The 16,815-nt window shown below is 59.4% G+C and carries 11 protein-coding genes and 1 pseudogene; 7 read left to right on the top strand and 5 right to left on the bottom strand.

Going from position 1 to position 16,815, the window contains the following annotated elements; genetic code table 11:
• Positions 1–3 precede the first annotated feature (3 nt).
• A complete protein-coding gene (drt3b, locus tag E5554_RS08375; protein WP_168708689.1) occupies positions 4–1,701 on the top strand; it encodes an antiviral reverse transcriptase Drt3b in 1,698 nt (565 codons plus the stop codon).
• Here drt3b and E5554_RS08370 read toward each other — a convergent pair.
• The 5 genes from E5554_RS08370 to E5554_RS08345 all read right to left on the bottom strand — a co-directional run bounded on the left by E5554_RS08370 (position 1,696) and on the right by E5554_RS08345 (position 10,296).
• Positions 1,696–2,453, bottom strand: a protein-coding gene (locus tag E5554_RS08370; protein ID WP_136186518.1) for an IS5 family transposase whose coding sequence is annotated in 2 segments (ribosomal slippage) — positions 1,696–2,120 and positions 2,120–2,453 — 759 coding nt in all. Because the reading frame shifts where the segments join, the coding sequence is not laid out codon by codon here. The two genes, drt3b and E5554_RS08370, sit on opposite strands and share 6 nt — an antisense overlap.
• 1,151 nt (positions 2,454–3,604) lie before the next feature.
• Positions 3,605–5,146, bottom strand: a complete 1,542-nt coding sequence (locus E5554_RS08365; RefSeq protein ID WP_136186517.1) for a hypothetical protein — start codon at positions 5,144–5,146, stop codon at positions 3,605–3,607.
• Positions 5,147–5,154: 8 nt separating this feature from the next.
• Positions 5,155–5,991, bottom strand: a complete 837-nt coding sequence (locus tag E5554_RS08360; RefSeq protein ID WP_136186516.1) for a GIY-YIG nuclease family protein — start codon at positions 5,989–5,991, stop codon at positions 5,155–5,157.
• On the bottom strand, positions 5,991–7,214 hold the full coding sequence (locus tag E5554_RS08355; protein WP_136186515.1) for a hypothetical protein: 1,224 nt from the start codon (positions 7,212–7,214) through the stop codon (positions 5,991–5,993). The genes E5554_RS08360 and E5554_RS08355 overlap by 1 nt, the downstream gene beginning before the upstream one ends.
• 799 nt (positions 7,215–8,013) lie before the next feature.
• Complete coding sequence (locus tag E5554_RS08345; RefSeq protein ID WP_281729022.1) at positions 8,014–10,296, bottom strand: heavy metal translocating P-type ATPase; 2,283 nt, start codon at positions 10,294–10,296, stop codon at positions 8,014–8,016.
• 421 nt (positions 10,297–10,717) lie between these two features.
• Between E5554_RS08345 and E5554_RS08340 the strand changes: the two genes are divergently transcribed.
• The 6 genes and pseudogenes from E5554_RS08340 (at position 10,718) to E5554_RS08315 (ending at position 16,705) form a co-directional block, all read left to right on the top strand.
• Positions 10,718–12,142 (top strand): HAMP domain-containing sensor histidine kinase, encoded by a 1,425-nt coding sequence (locus E5554_RS08340; RefSeq protein ID WP_168708688.1) that lies wholly within the window; start codon positions 10,718–10,720, stop codon positions 12,140–12,142.
• Positions 12,109–12,819 carry a response regulator transcription factor gene (locus tag E5554_RS08335; protein WP_247594410.1) on the top strand — a complete coding sequence of 237 codons (711 nt, stop codon included), beginning with the start codon at positions 12,109–12,111 and terminating at the stop codon, positions 12,817–12,819. Before E5554_RS08340 ends, E5554_RS08335 begins: the two co-directional genes overlap by 34 nt.
• Positions 12,820–12,924: 105 nt before the next feature.
• A complete protein-coding gene (locus E5554_RS08330) occupies positions 12,925–14,787 on the top strand; it encodes a methanol/ethanol family PQQ-dependent dehydrogenase (protein ID WP_136186513.1) in 1,863 nt (620 codons plus the stop codon).
• A gap of 112 nt (positions 14,788–14,899) precedes the next feature.
• The gene (locus E5554_RS08325) at positions 14,900–15,544 is read left to right on the top strand and encodes a pentapeptide repeat-containing protein (RefSeq protein WP_136186512.1); all 645 of its coding nucleotides are present in this window, start codon (positions 14,900–14,902) and stop codon (positions 15,542–15,544) included.
• Between the two features lie 70 nt (positions 15,545–15,614).
• Positions 15,615–15,770 (top strand): annotated as a pseudogene (locus tag E5554_RS23295) (integrase); the annotation flags it as partial.
• 35 nt (positions 15,771–15,805) lie between these two features.
• The gene (locus E5554_RS08315; RefSeq protein ID WP_247594409.1) at positions 15,806–16,705 is read left to right on the top strand and encodes a hypothetical protein; all 900 of its coding nucleotides are present in this window, start codon (positions 15,806–15,808) and stop codon (positions 16,703–16,705) included.
• Positions 16,706–16,815: the final 110 nt, after the last annotated feature.

Here is a 16,815-nt window from a genome sequence, read left to right as displayed (position 1 = left end):
TATGTGAGCCGTAAGTTTCGTGCAGTTTTAACCGAAGTTTTACCGCATGAGCTTCCGATTATATTTACTAATGATTTCTTCTATCTCTCGTTGATTGAGAAGAATGTGCCCCCCGCTTTGGCAGGATGCCTGGCGGAGCTTCGGGCACTTAAGAGATCGGATCAGCGTAAGTATGCCAAGCCGTATGAGTACGTAATACGAAAGGACCGCGGCGGCTCGACCTTTCTCGGTCTCATGCACCCCAACAGCCAACTCGACGCTGCCGAATTTTACAACGCCTTCGCTGAAACTTTGATCGCTGCATGCGGTATAAGCCCGGCCTCCTTAAGGCGCCCCACATCGATCGCCTCCCGGACCACAGCGAACCGATTGGAAGATTATGTCAAACGCGGCGAGGCGGATGTCCACGGCGAGTCGGAACCCGACACGAAGGAGCTGCGAAATATCGTATCATTTTTCGTGTATAGAGACATAAATCTACTGTCGAAGTTTTTCGATAGCAGCATGTACCTGTCTCTGGAAAAGAAGTTCAGTAAATTAAGAACGCTTGATATATCGAAATGTTTTCATAGCATATACACGCATTCTGTGACCTGGGCTGTCAAAAATAAAGATTTTTCTAAAGAGAATTCTTCACTTTTTGCGTTCGAACAGCAGTTCGATCGCCTGATGCAGCGCCAGAACTATAACGAGACTAATGGAATTATAATAGGACCGGAGCTATCGCGGCTTTTCGCTGAAGTTATATTTCAGCGAATTGACCTAAATGTCATAGAATCGGCCAAAAAATCCAAATTGAATTATGGAATAGATTTCGAATTTAAGAGATACGTAGACGATTATTTCGTATATGCGAACGATACGGAGATAATTGATCTAATAGAGCAAATCATACAAGAAGAAGCCTTCAAATATAAGCTTCATATCAATGAGGGAAAATCTGACAATTTCACTCGTCCGTTCGTAACTCCGCTTTCTTCCGCAAAACGGGAGATTCATCGTGTCATGTATGAATTAAAAGACACGGTAGATGAACTCCATGGCGGATTAGAAGCCGAAAAATTCCGCTTCATCACTCGTCGAGTTAAAAGCAAAACTCTGGAATCTCGCCTCATTATTGGAGAGCATGGCATTGGTTTCCATAATGTTAGCGGATGGGCGCTTTCGTTGCTGCGCGTTATGATTTTTGATCTAGCGAAGAGCGCTAAGGGATTACGCGATATAAAGGAAGATGACGACAAATGCGGTTACATTGAACGCGGGCTGCACGCATTATTTTCATTAGTTTTCTACATTTCTAGCCTCGATATAAGAGTAACGACCACATACTCCATCGGAAGCATATTGACTGTTTTGACTACAAAAGGGTTCGATAAGATACGCAAGAGGTCTGACTGGATTGATCACTTCATTCAAAAGGAAATGATTGACCTTCTTGTTGCGTCACACTCTGCGTTCTATAGAAAAATGAAAAGATCTGATGCCGTGGAGACGTTTAATATAATATTGCTCGGATCACATTATTTAGGAAGTAATTTTTACGATCGAACAGAAGTTAGATCGGTTATTAATGATATCCTCGATTGTGATATATCGTACTTTTCTTTTATAACTTTGAAGTTTGTGTTCTTAAAAGACAAATATAAGTTTGCAAATGAGTTATCGAAATTGAATTCTAGGGTCAGGACTCATAGGTCATAGCCAGAAGATGACGGTGGCAGCGAGGGCGATGGCGGCGAAGAAGGCGGTTGGGCATCGGTCGTAGCGTGTGGCGACGCGGCGCCAGTCCTTCAGACGTCCGAACATGATCTCGATGCGGTTGCGGCGACGGTAGCGGCGCTTGTCGTATTTGATGGGTTCATTGCGCGATTTTCGGCCCGGGATGCAGGGCTTTATGCCTTTCTCCTGCAGCGCGTCCCTGAACCAGTCGGCGTCATAGCCCCGGTCGCCGAGCAGCCATTGCGCCTTCGGCAACTCGTCAAGCAGAGCGGCTGCGCCAATGTAATCGCTGACCTGGCCAGCGGTCATGAAGAAGCTCAAGGGACGGCCGTTGGCATCGGTAATCGCATGAAGCTTGGTGTTCATGCCCCCTTTGGTGCGGCCGATCAGGCGCCCGAGATCCCCCTTTTTACCGCCAAGCTCGATGCCGTGCGGTGCGCCTTCAGATACGTTGCGTCGATCATCACCGTCCGGCGCTCGGCACCCGCAGAGGAAAGCCCCTCCATCATCCGCGTGAAAACGCCCATCTCACCCCACCGCTTCCAGCGGTTGTACAGCGTCTTGTGCGGCCCATAGTCCTTCGGCGCATCCCGCCAGCGCAACCCATTGCGGTTCACGAAGATGATCCCGCTCAGCACCCGCCGATCGTCAACTCGGGGCTTGCCGTGGCTCTTCGGAAAATAGGGCGCGAGACGCGCCAGTTGCTCGTCCGTTAGCCAGTACAGGTCGCTCAAATCCAGTCTCCTCACGGAACCTGAATCAGATCGCGCCTCTCAGATCAATGGGTCCTGACCCTAAGGCTATCGATTTTGTAAAGATAGAAAAATCAAAGTTGTCAGTCGATGCGGAGAGCTATTTGATTTTGAGCGATCTGCTCAGTTCCCCTGATTTAACGAACGATAAAAAGCGAAATATTTGGAGTGACGTACTTCCAGGCAGCCCTTCGAACGCGAAATTGGATTTTTTAAAAACAAGGTGCGGTTTTGTGGACTGGAATGGAATTCGGATGACCCAATTATTAATGAGAAGAAGGTTGCGACCCGTATATGAATAAGCGATAGGGGCTGCGGGAAGGTGTCGGCGCTGAAGATATCTGCTTGCCCGCACGGTCTCTAAGGAGACTGTGGATGGTCAAGTAGTTTACCGTCAGGGCGGGGGATTTCTGATCTTGCGCATTTGAGGGGGTTCCACATCGTTGGAACACACACCATGCAGCGTGCGGACACCTTCCTATTCGTTAACATTTCAGGTTAAGATACTATCTTACCGTTGAGGAGAGACTCCTTCGGGCTGTGCGATCTTGACCACATACGATGTATCGCGCAAAATGTTTCCTGAGAGGCTATGGGAAGTATGCATAACCTCTTGAAATTCCGCCCTTTATGGGCAGCACGGGTGCGTACGGTGCATTACAAGTTGCCCCTTGTGGGTGGACGCCAGTGCATCCGCGTAAGCTTCCATTTGCGCCGTCTGATGCCACTTCGGAGGCACAACAGAGCGGTCCGATTGGCAGTTCCTTGAGCACTGTTGAACGGTCAATGAAGCCCGGCAAGTACCGTGTGCCCTTGCGCTGTCCAAAAGCCTAATGTCCCCGGGAACCGATCCGACGGAGTGCTCACCACCTGCTCCCTGTCGGCATTAAGGAGCGCCGCCATAGCAAGCAGACCGTCCGTTGTTGGGGATTAAAATATAACGGCTGAATGGCCAGAATGGGTCGGGGTGCGATGGGGCAGGGCTTGGGATAGTCCTGCCAATCGGCGGCGCGATTGGAAACATCCGGTTACACTAACACCGATCATTCGTGGATTCGCAGGGGGAACAATGCGGGCGTGGCAGAGGTCGGTCGCCGCGCATTGCAGCGCCCAACAGCTAATCCCCGCGAGTGTCATTTGCGCTCCGCGGGCCGGCTGACCATCGTGACGTTCTTCGGATTGATCACGACGTTGATGCCGCTGGTCGTTGCCATTTCGGCTCCATAGTCGTCCAGATCGATGACCGCCGGCCGAACATCCAGCAGCTCGAACCCGGTGGACGCGAACGCGCTCGCCTCCTCTCCTTTCTGCTCGAGAATGACCTTGGTCGCGAGCGTGATCCCGCATCCGGCAAACTCTATGGTGTTGAAGTAGATCGCCTCCAGCCGGACCTCGTCGGTCACCCCGCCGATCGCGTCGAACTCAAAGCGTGCCGCGGAGGAGGGATTGAACATCATGTCGAGCGACATCTGCATCGCCGGTGCAGCCCAGATGTCTTCGAGCGAGAAAGGCTCCGATGTCGATATGCCAGCGATATCGAGGGCTTGTCGGAACCGCTCGACGAACTCCAGCAGGCGCGGAAGATCGTCGAGATAGGGTCCGTCCAATCCCTCTTGCGTGGGAATGCCCGGTATCCGGATGCCCCTGAAGTCCAGTTCCACCGTAGCCTTGCCACTTGCGAGGTAGGTCAATCCGCGCAGCAGTGGAAGCCAGGTCGCCAGATCATGGTGGTCGGCCCTGAAGTTGCCGACGCTTTCGAGGTGGAAGCTGCCCTCGTAGAACAGCAGATTGAGGGCGGCATGGCGAATTGCAAGCATCGGTCCGCCCTCGACCGGGAACGGAATCGCTGTCTCACAGTCGAACACGGCGGCCGGAAGCAGCGGCCCTGAGCGCACGATGATCGCGCATGGACCTATCGTCGGCAGATCGATCGGGAATTCCTCCATCCCTTCCAAGAGGGAGCCTTTGTAGGGGACCCGGATCCCGAAGCGACGATCATAGGCCTGGAGCTGGACCGGCCTCAGCGGCACCTGTCCGGAGATGATCTTGAGGAAATGGTTCTGGTCTTCGATCCAGATGAGTGCCTCGCCCTCGACTTCGCGGCCCTGCTCATAGCCGAGCGTCGCCAGCTGGTGGCGCTTGGCCTCGAAATAGCCGTCGACGTCTGTGGGGCAGATCTCGGCGAGCGCATCGCGCAGCCCTTCGGCAGTGGGCTTGAAGCGGCGCCCTTTTCGATAGTCGAAGGACATCCAGATGTGGTTGATGTCCGTCCGACCCTCGGCCTCGGCGACGCGCAAGCGGCGTAGGATCTTGGCGAGCTCCTTGCCGAGAAGATGAATGACATAGCCCATGAGCTCGGTCCCGTCCGGACGCATCCGGAAGACGACGATAGCGGACGGCCCCCGGTCCTTCGCCAGACGCTCCATCGCCGACAGGCGCGCGCGCACCGCCCCGCTCTCGCCGGCAGTGCATTTGAGCTGGACCATGCATGCGCGCGGCTCGCGTTGATCAAGCGTTTCCTGCGGCGTTCCTTCCATCGGAAACTCAACACGAAAATCCCAGCCTGCCCTATCACGGCTCGTACGGCTGCAGATCAGCTTAGCCTGGGCGCACAGTTTGGCGAAGAGGTTCTCGCCAGCTTCGCCCAGTTCATCGGGGGTCAAGGCTCCGGTCATGGTGCCCGTCAATTCCTGTTGAGGCCCATCGCGCGGCTCTGGAGCTTGTGCTTCCAGAGCTGCTCGACTGCGACGATCTCCTCATGGGTTGCCGACGATCCGCTGACCTCGAGGATGCTGACCTGATAGTCGCTGGGCTCGCTGCTCTTGAGACCAATATTGCCGCCATGTCCGTCCTGGGCATAACTCTGCCAGCGGCCGAAAAAGCCGGCGTCGCCAGTTGCCGAGCCGACGTATTGCTCTCTGGTTTTGGCCGACGTGAGGAGATAGACGCCGCGTGCCGCGCGTAGGGCAGAGACCCAGGTCGCTGGCAGCCCCTGCACGTCGGAGATGTTCGCGATGAAGTGCGTGTATCCCGGAAACGCATCTTCCCGGAACGCGCGGGTCAGCTCGACGATTGGCTTATTCTGTCGATCCGGACGCTGTACCCAGGACCTGGCGCCCGCCCCCCATTCAATCCACAGCCGTCCGATATAGAGTTCAAGTTCGCCGACCCGAGCCGTCTCATAGAGGTCGAGCTCGCCATTGCTGAGAGTCATGCCAGAAACGAGATGGAGCGGATCGATCCACGAAGCATCGACCGTGCCGACGCGCCGGGCTGTATAGATCCCTGCGAACAGCGTTCCACCGGTCGGCGGAGCCACGAAGCTCGCCCAGAAGGGCACCGCGAGCCCGGCGCGGTTGCCAATCGTCTGCACCCGTTGATACTCTTCGAAGGAAGGCCGGTCGTCCCGCCAAAGCAAATAGGGCGTGCGGCCGTTCGGCGCCTTCGTCTGGTGGCGGAGCAGACGGACCTGCCCGGCGGCGAGCCCCGCTTTCTCGAGCAGATCTGTGAATAGCAGCATCAGAACCCCCTAATCTGCTGGACGAGGGTCGAGCGCGGCGGCTGTGTCACGCCAAAGGCTGCGGCGATCTCTCCCCATGCGGTTTCGAGCTCAGTCAGCCGCTCGTCCTCGCCCAAGCCCGCCAAAGTGAACTCGGCCGTGGCACTAGGTTCAAGGGCCACTGGCTTGCCGCCCCACCGTGTGTCCGAGATCCAATGCAGGCCTTCGAGGCCGGTGGCACCGATCATGACATTGAACGGGCCTTTAGCGCCCTGCCGTTGCAGGACTGGTAGGTTCTCGTCGATGAAGTCATTGATATGCGAGATAAGCGCATCGGCGAAGAACAAGGCCCGATCCTCCCGATCGGCGATGAAAGGGTCGACGCCCCAAAGCTCGCCGGTGCTGCGAAACTGCATCACACAATTGGTCAGAGGCCTTTCACCTGATGCCCGCGGACTACCGCTGTAAACGATGAAACCGCCCTTGGTGGCACCCCAACTATACCCCTGCGTCGGCCCCATGATCCGCGGGCGGACGCCATCTTGGACGGTCTCGCGCGGCGCCGACCAATGACGCGGACGAATGCGGACATAGCCGTAGGGGCCTTCGGTAAGGACTTTGGTGCCGGGCGCGCCATCCTCGTTGATCGTCAATGGAGTGGCAGGATCGAACCACAGAGCCGGATCCGCGGGATGAGCGTACTGCCATGCCGGTGAGCTGGGCTCAGGCAGCGCCGGCGTTGCGACGGCGATCGATGCTCGCAGGGCCTCGCGCAGCGCGGACCGGAGCTTGTCCCGTTCCGTTCGCAAGTCCGCCGAGGGCGCGCCTTCCGGCAGATGGAAACTCATCGGCCCCCGCCGTCCGCGCATGTCGAACGGGAGCTGCTCGATGGTCGCCCCGGGATAGGCCGTGTTCCACACGGTGATGACGCGCTCGAGTCCAATTGCGCGCTTCGCATAGCCGAGTTCGATCAGAACGTTGGGATTGGCGATAGCCTTGCCGTTGGCCGCTATCGCGATCGGGGTGACGTCTCCGACGAAGACCTTGGCAGCCTCGATTTTGGCGAGGATGGTGCTGACGATATCCGGCGAGCCGGCGACACCCTTCGTATCGGAGGTAAGCTCGTGACGTTCCTCGAGTTCGGCATCCAAATCCTCGATTGCCAGCGCGAGGGCGTCGCGCACAATATTGCGAGTGACGCGCGGGTCGAGATCACTTTGCCAAGACCAGAAAATAGTACTCATCGCCCCCCTTTGTAATGCTCCCCCCGCGACATGCCATGTGTTAATATACGTGCAAACCGTGATAGGTCCGCGGCGCGTCATTCGCATGTGTGTCGCCGCCCGAACGAACGCAATGTTTCTCAGTGCCCGCGCCGGATGGGACCTCCCGATCTGAATCGGATCGACGTGTCAGCCAGCGGAATACCCGAACCCATATCACGATGAATACCGTCGGCCGAACACGGCGGCGCACCGCCTCCCCAAACGAACGGCGATTTTCGAAGAACGCGCGCGGGGCATCGAACGGCGGCTATGTCGGCGGTTCCGACCGGACGGCCTGACGCAGCCCGAATGACTCACCATTTCAGACTGCGACGTCTGTGAAGCTAGAAGCGAGCGTCTTAATCTTGTCGGCACCTGCCGGGATAGCAGACCGTCGGCAGCTGGGGATCAAAAATTGGGTGCTGAGTGTCTTAAATGGGTCGGATTTGACCGATTAGAAGTCGCTGGGTTCAGTGGTCAGATTGTCAGAGATCGTACCTGCAGCCGCGTTGGCGTCCGCAGCGAGGTCGCGCAATGCCTTCGCGGTGTCTTGCAATAAGTTGTCGCTGATGGGGCGCTCGCCATTGATGAACCGCCGGATAGCTCGCTCATCGATCCTGAGACGCCGAGCAAATGCTGTCGTTCCACCAAACAGCTGGACACAGTAGGCGAATTGGTCCTGTCGATCTTGCATGTACCGAACATAGCCCGTCTGACGCGGGAGGCAATGTAATCGGATGCGAAAGTAGAGAAGTCTGGGCGACGCAGGCGGAATAGCTCACAGGGTTTGCGTCCTCAGCCGAAGGGCATTTGTTATGACGCTGACGGATGACAACGCCATCGCCGCTGCGGCCATCATCGGGGACAGGAGAATGCCGAACCGCGGATAGAGCAGCCCTGCGGCCACCGGAACGCCCGCCGCATTGTAAATGAAGGCAAATAGGAGGTTCTGGCGGATATTGGACATCGTAGCCTGACTGAGCCGACGTGCGCTCACGATACCGTTCAGATCGCCCCGCAGCAACGTTACGCCCGCGCTTTCCATGGCAACGTCGGTGCCTGAACCCATGGCAATACCCACATTGGCGGCGGCTAGCGCAGGCGCATCATTGACCCCGTCACCCGCCATTGCAACGACGCGGCCTGCGCCGATAAGGCGGTTGACCACCGCGCTCTTCTGATCCGGCAAGACTTCGGCTTCGACCTCGTCGATGCCAAGTTTTTCGGCAATGGCTTGCGCCGTCGTGCGGTTGTCGCCCGTCAGCATCACGATGCGAATCCCTTCCTGCCGCAAGGCGTCGAGGGCCTCGGCCGTGGTTGGCTTGATCGGGTCGGCGATCGCGATGATTCCTCCCACCTGACCGTCCACACCCACGAAAATCGCGGTGGCGCCATCGCGGCGCAGGTCGTTGGCAGCGGGCGTCACTTCAATACTGTCTATGCCCTGATCGAGGAGGAATGGCGCATTACCAAGGACAACGCGCTTGCCCTCGACTGTTCCCACCACACCACGTCCCGTTGGGGAATCGAACTGGGATACCGGTGGCAGCACAAGATCGCGCGACCTGGCCAAGTCGACGATCGCAAGCGCCAGGGGATGCTCGGATGCCTGCTCGACGGCAGCGGCGAGACGGAGGACCTCCGCCTCGGTGTGGCCGGACGCCGGTATGATGGCGGTAACCGCCGGATGGCCCAGTGTCAGCGTGCCGGTCTTGTCGACGACCAGCGTATCAACCTTCTCCATCTGCTCGAGCGCCTCTGCATTCTTGATCAGGACGCCAAGCCTTGCACCACGCCCCACCCCCACCATGATGGACATGGGCGTGGCGAGGCCAAGTGCGCAGGGACATGCGATGATGAGGACCGCGACAGCGGCGACCAGGCCATGAGCGAAGCGCGGCTCCGGTCCCCGTAGACTCCATCCGACAAAGGCCAATATCGCAACAAGGATCACGGCGGGCACGAACCAGCCAGCGACACGATCGGCCATGCGCTGAATGGGGGCGCGCGAGCGCTGGGCCTGCGCCACCATCTGGACGATCCGGGCGAGCATCGTGTCCCGCCCCACCTTGGTCGCCGTGATGACAAGCGCGCCGGTCTGGTTGAGCGTGCCGCCAATGACCGTGTCATCGATCCTTTTGGTCACCGGCATGGATTCGCCGGTGACCATGGATTCATCGAGCGACGATCCGCCGTCTACGACGATGCCGTCGACCGGTATCTTCTCACCGGGGCGAACGCGCAAATGGTCGCCGACGCCGATCAGGTCGAGGCTGACCTCCTCCTCATCGCCATTCAGCAAGAGGCGACGCGCGGTCTTTGGCGACAGGTCGAGCAACGCCTTGATTGCGCCGGACGTCTGCTCGCGCGCGCGCAACTCGAGGACCTGTCCCAGGAGCACCAGCACGGTGATGACGGCTGCCGCCTCGAAATAGACCGCGACGCTGCCATCGGCGTCACGGAAGGCTGGCGGAAAGAAGCCTGGAGCGAGCGCGGCGACCATGCTGTAAGCCCAGGAAACGCCCGTGCCCATCGCGATCAGCGTGAACATGTTGAGGTGGCGTGTCACGAGCGAACGCCATCCGCGTACGAAGAATGGCCAGCCCGCCCAGAGGACGACCGGCGTGGCGAGAGCGATCTGGATCCAGATCGACAATCTTGCCGGCACAAGATGATGCAGGGCGGTAACGAGATGCCCGCCCATTTCCAGAACGAAGACGGGCAAGGCGAGCAGGAGCCCCACCTTAAGGCGCCACGTCATGTCGAGCAGCTCGGCACTTGGTCCGCTCTGCGCCCTCGCCACTTCGGGCTCGAGCGCCATGCCACATATCGGGCAAGGTTCTGGATGATCCTGGCGGATCTCAGGATGCATGGGGCAGGTCCAGACATTCCCGGAGACGATGGCGGGCTGCTCCTGCGAGGAGAGGTAAAGTCCGGGATCAGCGACGAACTTGGCGCGACAGCCGTTGCTGCAGAAATAATATCGATGACCATCATGGTCAGCGCGATGGGGCGTGAGTTCGGGGTCGACTTCCATCCCGCAGACGGGATCTTGAACCATTGCCTTCTGGCCATGATGGTCATGATCGTCCCTGTGGTGATGCCCATATGCATGCGGGGGCATGTTTTGCATCGACGGCTCCCTGTTGTGCGCAGCGCAAGTCCGTCCGGCTCCGCCTGGCAGATGGGCTACCCCGGAAAGTACCATAGGATTTTGATACCAAGCAAAATTTGGTAGCCGCCTTCAACAAGGCTTCTGACGAACGTCGCTCATTGCTTAGCCGGCGCACACCCTAGCCGCCCATCCTCGACTTTTGAGCGATAAGCCGACGGTCGGCAATTCGGAAGGCACGAACAAGCGCTGAACGACTGAGAAGGAGCGGAAAACCTTATTGGACCAAAGTATGATCCAACCGCACGGCCTGGTCCATTATGCTCGGCATCCATGCAGGTGCGGATGAGAGCGCATCGGGGAGGTGCCGGTGAGCTTCAGGAAGGCGATGGTCGCGGGCGCATTGGCGCTGATATTGTCGCTCGCTGTGCTGATCTCGACATCTATCTGGCATCACAGGCTCGCCGCTCGGTTGCTTTCGCGGATCGAAATGGCCCAGCATCAGGCGCTGCTGGTTACCCGGCTGGAGGCGGACATCGTCGCCCGGAAACTGGCCGATCGGTCACAGCATGTTGCCATGGATCAGGCCATTGCAGTCGGCATGCGAGCCTATCTGGGCAGTATTGAAAACGAACGGCACCTGATCGAAACCGACGCGGAAAGTCAGGCCCAGCAAACCCATGAATGGGCAAGGGCGCTAGAACTCGCCGGGATCATAGGCAATTCCGATCGGGCGGGATGGAGGGCGGCACGCGCTCTGTCGCATGACATCGCCGTCCGGGAACAGGGGGAGGCGCGGGAAGCCGCGCAATCGATCGCACAGGCGCAGCGCTGGAGCGGCTGGCTGATCGGAAGCGTGGCGCTTTTCATCCTGCTGCTGTGTGGCGCAACCGGCTGGCTGCTGTGGCGCGGCATCGTGGCGCCCATCGCTGCGCTCATCGATGGCACCGACAGGCTCAGGGCAGAACGGGGCCCTGCACGCGTTCGGCTGCAGGGACTGCACGAACTGCAGCATCTGGCCGCCCAGTTCAACGATATGGCGGAAGCGATCGAGACGCAGGTGGCCACGCGCACGATGGCCCTGGAACAGGCCAATCAGCGGCTGCGCGATATCGATGGCCGGCGTCGGCTGTTCCTGTCCAAGGTCAGTCATGAACTGCGCACGCCCGTCACCGTGATGCGCGGTGAAGCGGAAGTGGCGCTGCGCCGGCCGGAGGATCGCGCCGCACTGGAGGATGCGCTGGTCCATATCGTCGACAGCGGTCAGTTCCTCCATCGGCGGCTGGACGATCTGCTGGCGCTGGCCCAGGCGGAAGACGGCGCCTTGTCGGTCGCGCCCCGGCCGATCGACCTTGCCGCCGTGCTGCGCGACGCCCATGCCATGGTGGCACCCTTCGCCCGATCAAGCGGTATCGGGCTTCAACTGGAAGCGGCAAGCGATGCGGTGCCGATCGTCGGCGACCCCGATCGATTGCGCCAGGCCCTTGTTGCCATCATCGACAACGGGATCAAATTTTCGCCACCCAAGGGTATGATCCGGCTGAATATGCGATCGGACGGCGATCGCGCGCGTATCGCGATCAGCGACGATGGTCCGGGCGTAGCGGAAGCTGATCTGGCCAGGATTTTCGATCCCTATTTCCAGGCGGATGTCGGACGAAGCCGGGGCGGCACCGGGCTCGGGCTTGCGCTCGCGCGATGGATCGCGGATCGGCATGGCGGCCAACTGGACGCTGCCAATCACCGCATGAGGGAGGGCCTGTGCGTGTCGCTGACCTTGCCGATGGTGTCATGAACATCCTGCTGGTGGAAGATGATCCGGGGATCGGCCGCTTCGTCCATCGCGGATTGATGGCCGAAGGCTATATGGTGGAATGGCAGACATCGGGACGGCGGGCCCGTCCACGACTGGCATCCGGTCTGTTCCATGCTGCGATCCTGGACCTTGGCCTACCCGACATGGATGGCGCCGACCTGTGCCGTGAGGTGCGGCAGGACGGGGTCGATCTGCCGATCTGCATGCTGACCGCGCGTGCCAGCCTGGACGAGAAGCTGCAGGGGTTTCGCTGCGGCGCCGATGATTATCTGACCAAGCCTTTTTCCTTCGAGGAATTGCTGGCGCGGCTGGCGGTCATGGTTCGACGTCGCGAAGGCCGCGATGCCGAGCGCCTGTCGCTGGGATCGCTGGCGATCGACATTCGTGCTCGGTCGGCGCAGATCGAGGGGAAGCCGCTCGATTGCAGCCGGCGCGAGTTCGACCTGCTGCTGTGTCTGGCCCGTCAGGCGGGACAGGTGGTATCGCGCAGCCAGATATTGGACATGGCGTGGGGCACCGACGCCGACGTCACGGAAAACAGCGTCGATGTCTATGTCGGCTATTTGCGCAAGCGCCTGGCCGCGCACGCCTGCGCGCCCGACCTGCTGACGGTGCGTGGGGTCGGTTTCATGCTGCGGCATGGGACCAAAGCATGAGCGATATTGAGAGGGATCTCATGAAGCGCTCAGGACGCTCTCAGAAAGCCTTCCTACACTTCTCCGGGTAAGCGGCGATCAAGCTGCACTGCCAAGGAGGATGCGATGCGAGGAGCAAGGGGGCGGCTGGCGGCGATGACGGCGCTGGCAACGATGCTGGCGGGGCCGGCGCTGGGCCAGAATGGGGCTGCGGCCAAGCATGATTTCAAGCTGCCAGGCGTCAGCTGGGACGACATCCTGAATGATGAGCAGAGCAACGACAATGTGCTGATGTACGGCCTGGGTGTGCGGGCCCAGCGGTTCAGCACGCTCGACCAGATCAACAGCGATACCGCGAAGAAACTGGTGCCCAAATGGGTTTTCTCCTTCGGCGATGAGCGGCAGCGCGGGCAAGAAAGCCAGGCCCTCTTCTATGACGGTGTCATCTATGTGACGGCATCCTACAGCCGGATATTCGCGCTGGACGCGGCGACGGGCAAGAAGATCTGGTCCTACACCGCGCGCCTGCCCGATGACATCCGTCCCTGCTGCGACGTCATCAATCGCGGCGCGGCCATCTATGGCGACAAGATCTTTCTCGGCACGCTCGACGCCTCCATGATCGCGCTCGACCGCAAGACCGGCAAGGTGGTGTGGAACAAGAAGTTCCAGGATCACAAGGCCGGCTACACCATGACCGGCGCGCCGACGATCGTGAAGGACCAGAAGACCGGCCGCGTCATGCTGATCCACGGATCGTCCGGTGATGAATTCGGCGTGGTGGGCGAACTTTATGCCCGCGATCCCGACACCGGCGAGGAAATCTGGATGCGGCCAATGGTCGAGGGGCATCAGGGACGCCTCAACGGCAAGCCGTCGAGCTTCACCGGCGATCCCAAGGCACCGAGTTGGCCCAATGACAAGGATGGCAAGAAGGTCGAGGCGTGGAACCATGGCGGCGGCGCGCCCTGGCAGTCGGCGACCTTTGACGTGAAGACCAACACGATCGTCATCGGCACCGGCAATCCCGCGCCGTGGAATACCTGGAAACGCTCGCCGGGCGACAGCCTCTATACCTCGGGCCAGGTCTATATCGAACCCTCGACCGGCGAGCCGGTGGGCTTCTTTCAGCATACGCCCAACGACGCCTGGGACTTTTCGGGCAATAATCCGATCGTGCTGTTCGATCTGGAAAAGGATGGCAAGACGATCCGCGCCGGCGCCCATGCCGATCGCAACGGCTATTTCTTCCTGACCGATCTCGACAAGCTGACCAAGCGCGACGGCAAGATCAGCAAGCAGAAGGGATCGGCGCTGGGCATCTATCCCTTTGTCCCGAACATCAGCTGGGCCAGCAAATGGGATGTGGCCAATGGCCGGCCGATCGAAAATCCGGGGCAACGCCCGCCGCCCCCCGCACCTGGCCAGGACAAGGGGGAAGTGATCAAGGTAACCCCCAATTTCCTGGGCGGCACCAACTGGATGCCCATGTCCTACAATCCGGGAACTGGACTGTTCTACATCCCGTCCAACGACTGGTCCGAGGATTACTGGACCGAGAATGTCACCTATAACAAGGGTGCCGCCTATCTCGGCCAGGGCTTCCGCATCCGCAAGCAGTTCGACGATCATGTCGGCGTGCTCCGAGCGCTGGACCCCAAGACCGGCAAGATCGCCTGGGAGGTAAAGGAACATTTGCCGCTATGGGGCGGCAACCTGACTACCAAGGGCAATATCGTCGTCCAGGGCACCAGCGACGGCTATGTGAAGCTGTTCAACGCCAAGACTGGCGAAGAGCTGTGGAAATTCCAGACCGGATCGGGCGTGGTGTCCGTGCCCATCACCTGGGAGATGGGCGGCAAGCAATATATCGGCCTCGCCTCGGGCTATGGCGGCGCGGTGCCGCTATGGGGTGGCGACATGGCCGATCTGACGCGCTCGGTTAGCCAGGGTGGCTCTTTCTGGGTGTTCGAACTGCCCGAAGGCTGATCACCTTCTGGCAACACCGGGGCTCCATCACCCCCGGTGCCGATCCGCCCGGTCGGCCGGCGCCTCCCTTGCCGACCGACCGGGCGGACTCCGTTTTCATGGGGAACCTGCCATGCGCATCATCCTGTCCCTGCTGGCCGCATCGCTGGCTGTCCCGCCAGCCACCGCCCAGATGCTCATCACCAATGTCGAGGAGCGCCCCGACCCCTGGATCGTCAATGGCTGCCGGATCGGACCGAAGGCGAATTGCCCCGGTGCCGACCTGCGCTTTGCCGATCTGGCCAATGCCGACCTCAGCGGCGCCGAGCTGACTGGAGCAAAGCTCGCTCGCGCCGATCTGCGCCATGCCAATCTGACTGGCGCCAAGCTGACAAGCGCCGACCTTGACGGCGCCCGGATGAGCACTGCCTTCATGGGCGGCACCCGTCTGGAAGGGGCATCGCTGCGCGGCACCGATCTGTCCTTCGTCCGCGCAGCCAAGGCGCGATTCGACCGCAGCGACATGACTGCCGCCACGCTGGAAAAGGCACTGCTGAAGGGAGCAAGTTTCCAGGATGCGCGCTTCATCAACACCGATCTCATGGAAGCCAAATTCTACGAAGCCGACCTGGAACGCGCTGTCATGGATGGCGTGCAATTGCGCTTTGCCGTGTTCCAGGATGCCTGGATGAAGGATTGCCGGGGCTGCCCGACCCATTGGCAAAACGGCGATACCGTCTGGCAGACGGAGGAACGGGAGCGGCAACGCAATCAGTAGGCCTGTCGCGCGCTTCTCCTGCGGCCATCATGGCCCCAGGAGACGTGTCAGGGGATGATCAGAATTTGATCCCGCCGCTCGGGAGCGGGTATCGTGGAACGCCGGACGCAAGGATGGCGCAAAGCGGGCGCTGAAGCCCCATCAAATTTGGGCAATCCACTTTTTTCTCGACCAACATGGGCGCATTCGGGATCGAGCCCTCTTCGATCTAGCCATCGACAGCAAAGAGATGTTTATGGTGTTGTCCATCGAATTGGATAGATGTTGCTATTCATCTCGCAAACCGAAACATGTGGAAATGAAGGAATGCTGGCGATGAAAATGCGGACGAGCCTCTTTGGCAGCATCCTTGTCGCTCTGACGGGGCAAGCGACTATCGCTCAAGTCCCATCTGGCCTTTCTGACCTGGTTGGCGCCCGGGCTGCTGGCGGCGAAACCCAGATGAAAGCGCGTGGCTACGATTTCGTGAAGGTCGAGAAAGGCGATGACCGAAGCTACGCGACATGGTGGAATCGCGACAAACAGCGATGCGTTACTGTCGCGACGATGGACGGTCGTTATGACTCCATCACCGAGACGCTTCCTGTCGACTGCGGCCACGGTGCGCAGCACGCCCAATCGGATACACGCCATGACAATCGAAGCTATCATCCCGACATGCGCTACGCGCCACCCATCGATGGGCAGCGCCAGTCGCCAAGTTATGTTGAGAATCGCGACCGCTATCAGGTGAATGATCAATATGTCGATCTGGGCCTGGTGTGCTTTGGAGATGGCCAGCGATCGGGGACGACTACGACCTACGGCTGGACGTGGAATGCGCGCACGAACCGATATGATTATGGCAACCGTACCGAGATGACCGGGCAGCAATTCGATGCATCGCTGATGCTTCAGTTCTGGGCCGGCGGCGGGCGCATCCGCTTGCCCAAGAAGCTGGTTCCGCCGATCAATAGCCGTGGGAATGACGGCTGGTGGGATCTCTATGATGTGGAAATGGGGCCAGACGTCATCCGGGCAAAATACCGGCTCAATGCCCTCAACAAGCCGCTGGTGACGATCAATCGCCGCAGCGGCCAGATAAGCGTTCAGGGGACGGCGCCCTATTCATTCCGCGGCACCTGCGACCTGATTGATGGACGAGAGCATCGGCGCTTCTGAACATCGTGACAACCAAGATTGGTGCGATGGTTGCAACAGGCTTCATAGCAGCCCATCTTGTATCGCTCCTCCCCCCAATTCGGGTTCTGCGGGCGGTTCACAGTCGGCCC

This window comes from Sphingobium sp. PAMC28499 (assembly GCF_004795815.1).
In the GTDB taxonomy this organism is placed as follows: domain Bacteria; phylum Pseudomonadota; class Alphaproteobacteria; order Sphingomonadales; family Sphingomonadaceae; genus Sphingobium; species Sphingobium yanoikuyae.
Note: the sequence above shows the minus strand (reverse complement) of the source record. Positions and strands in the feature narration are given on the sequence as shown.

Excerpts from the sequence above, each read along its gene's own strand:
- E5554_RS08365 (WP_136186517.1), bottom strand. The coding sequence starts at position 5,146 with ATGACCGGAGCCTTGACCCCCGATGAACTGGGCGAAGCTGGCGAGAAC.
- E5554_RS08360 (WP_136186516.1), bottom strand. The coding sequence starts at position 5,991 with ATGCTGCTATTCACAGATCTGCTCGAGAAAGCGGGGCTCGCCGCCGGG.
- E5554_RS08355 (WP_136186515.1), bottom strand. The coding sequence starts at position 7,214 with ATGAGTACTATTTTCTGGTCTTGGCAAAGTGATCTCGACCCGCGCGTC.
- E5554_RS08345 (WP_281729022.1), bottom strand. The coding sequence starts at position 10,296 with ATGGTTCAAGATCCCGTCTGCGGGATGGAAGTCGACCCCGAACTCACG.
- E5554_RS08330 (WP_136186513.1), top strand. The coding sequence starts at position 12,925 with ATGCGAGGAGCAAGGGGGCGGCTGGCGGCGATGACGGCGCTGGCAACG.
- E5554_RS08325 (WP_136186512.1), top strand. The coding sequence starts at position 14,900 with ATGCGCATCATCCTGTCCCTGCTGGCCGCATCGCTGGCTGTCCCGCCA.
- E5554_RS08315 (WP_247594409.1), top strand. The coding sequence starts at position 15,806 with ATGTTGCTATTCATCTCGCAAACCGAAACATGTGGAAATGAAGGAATG.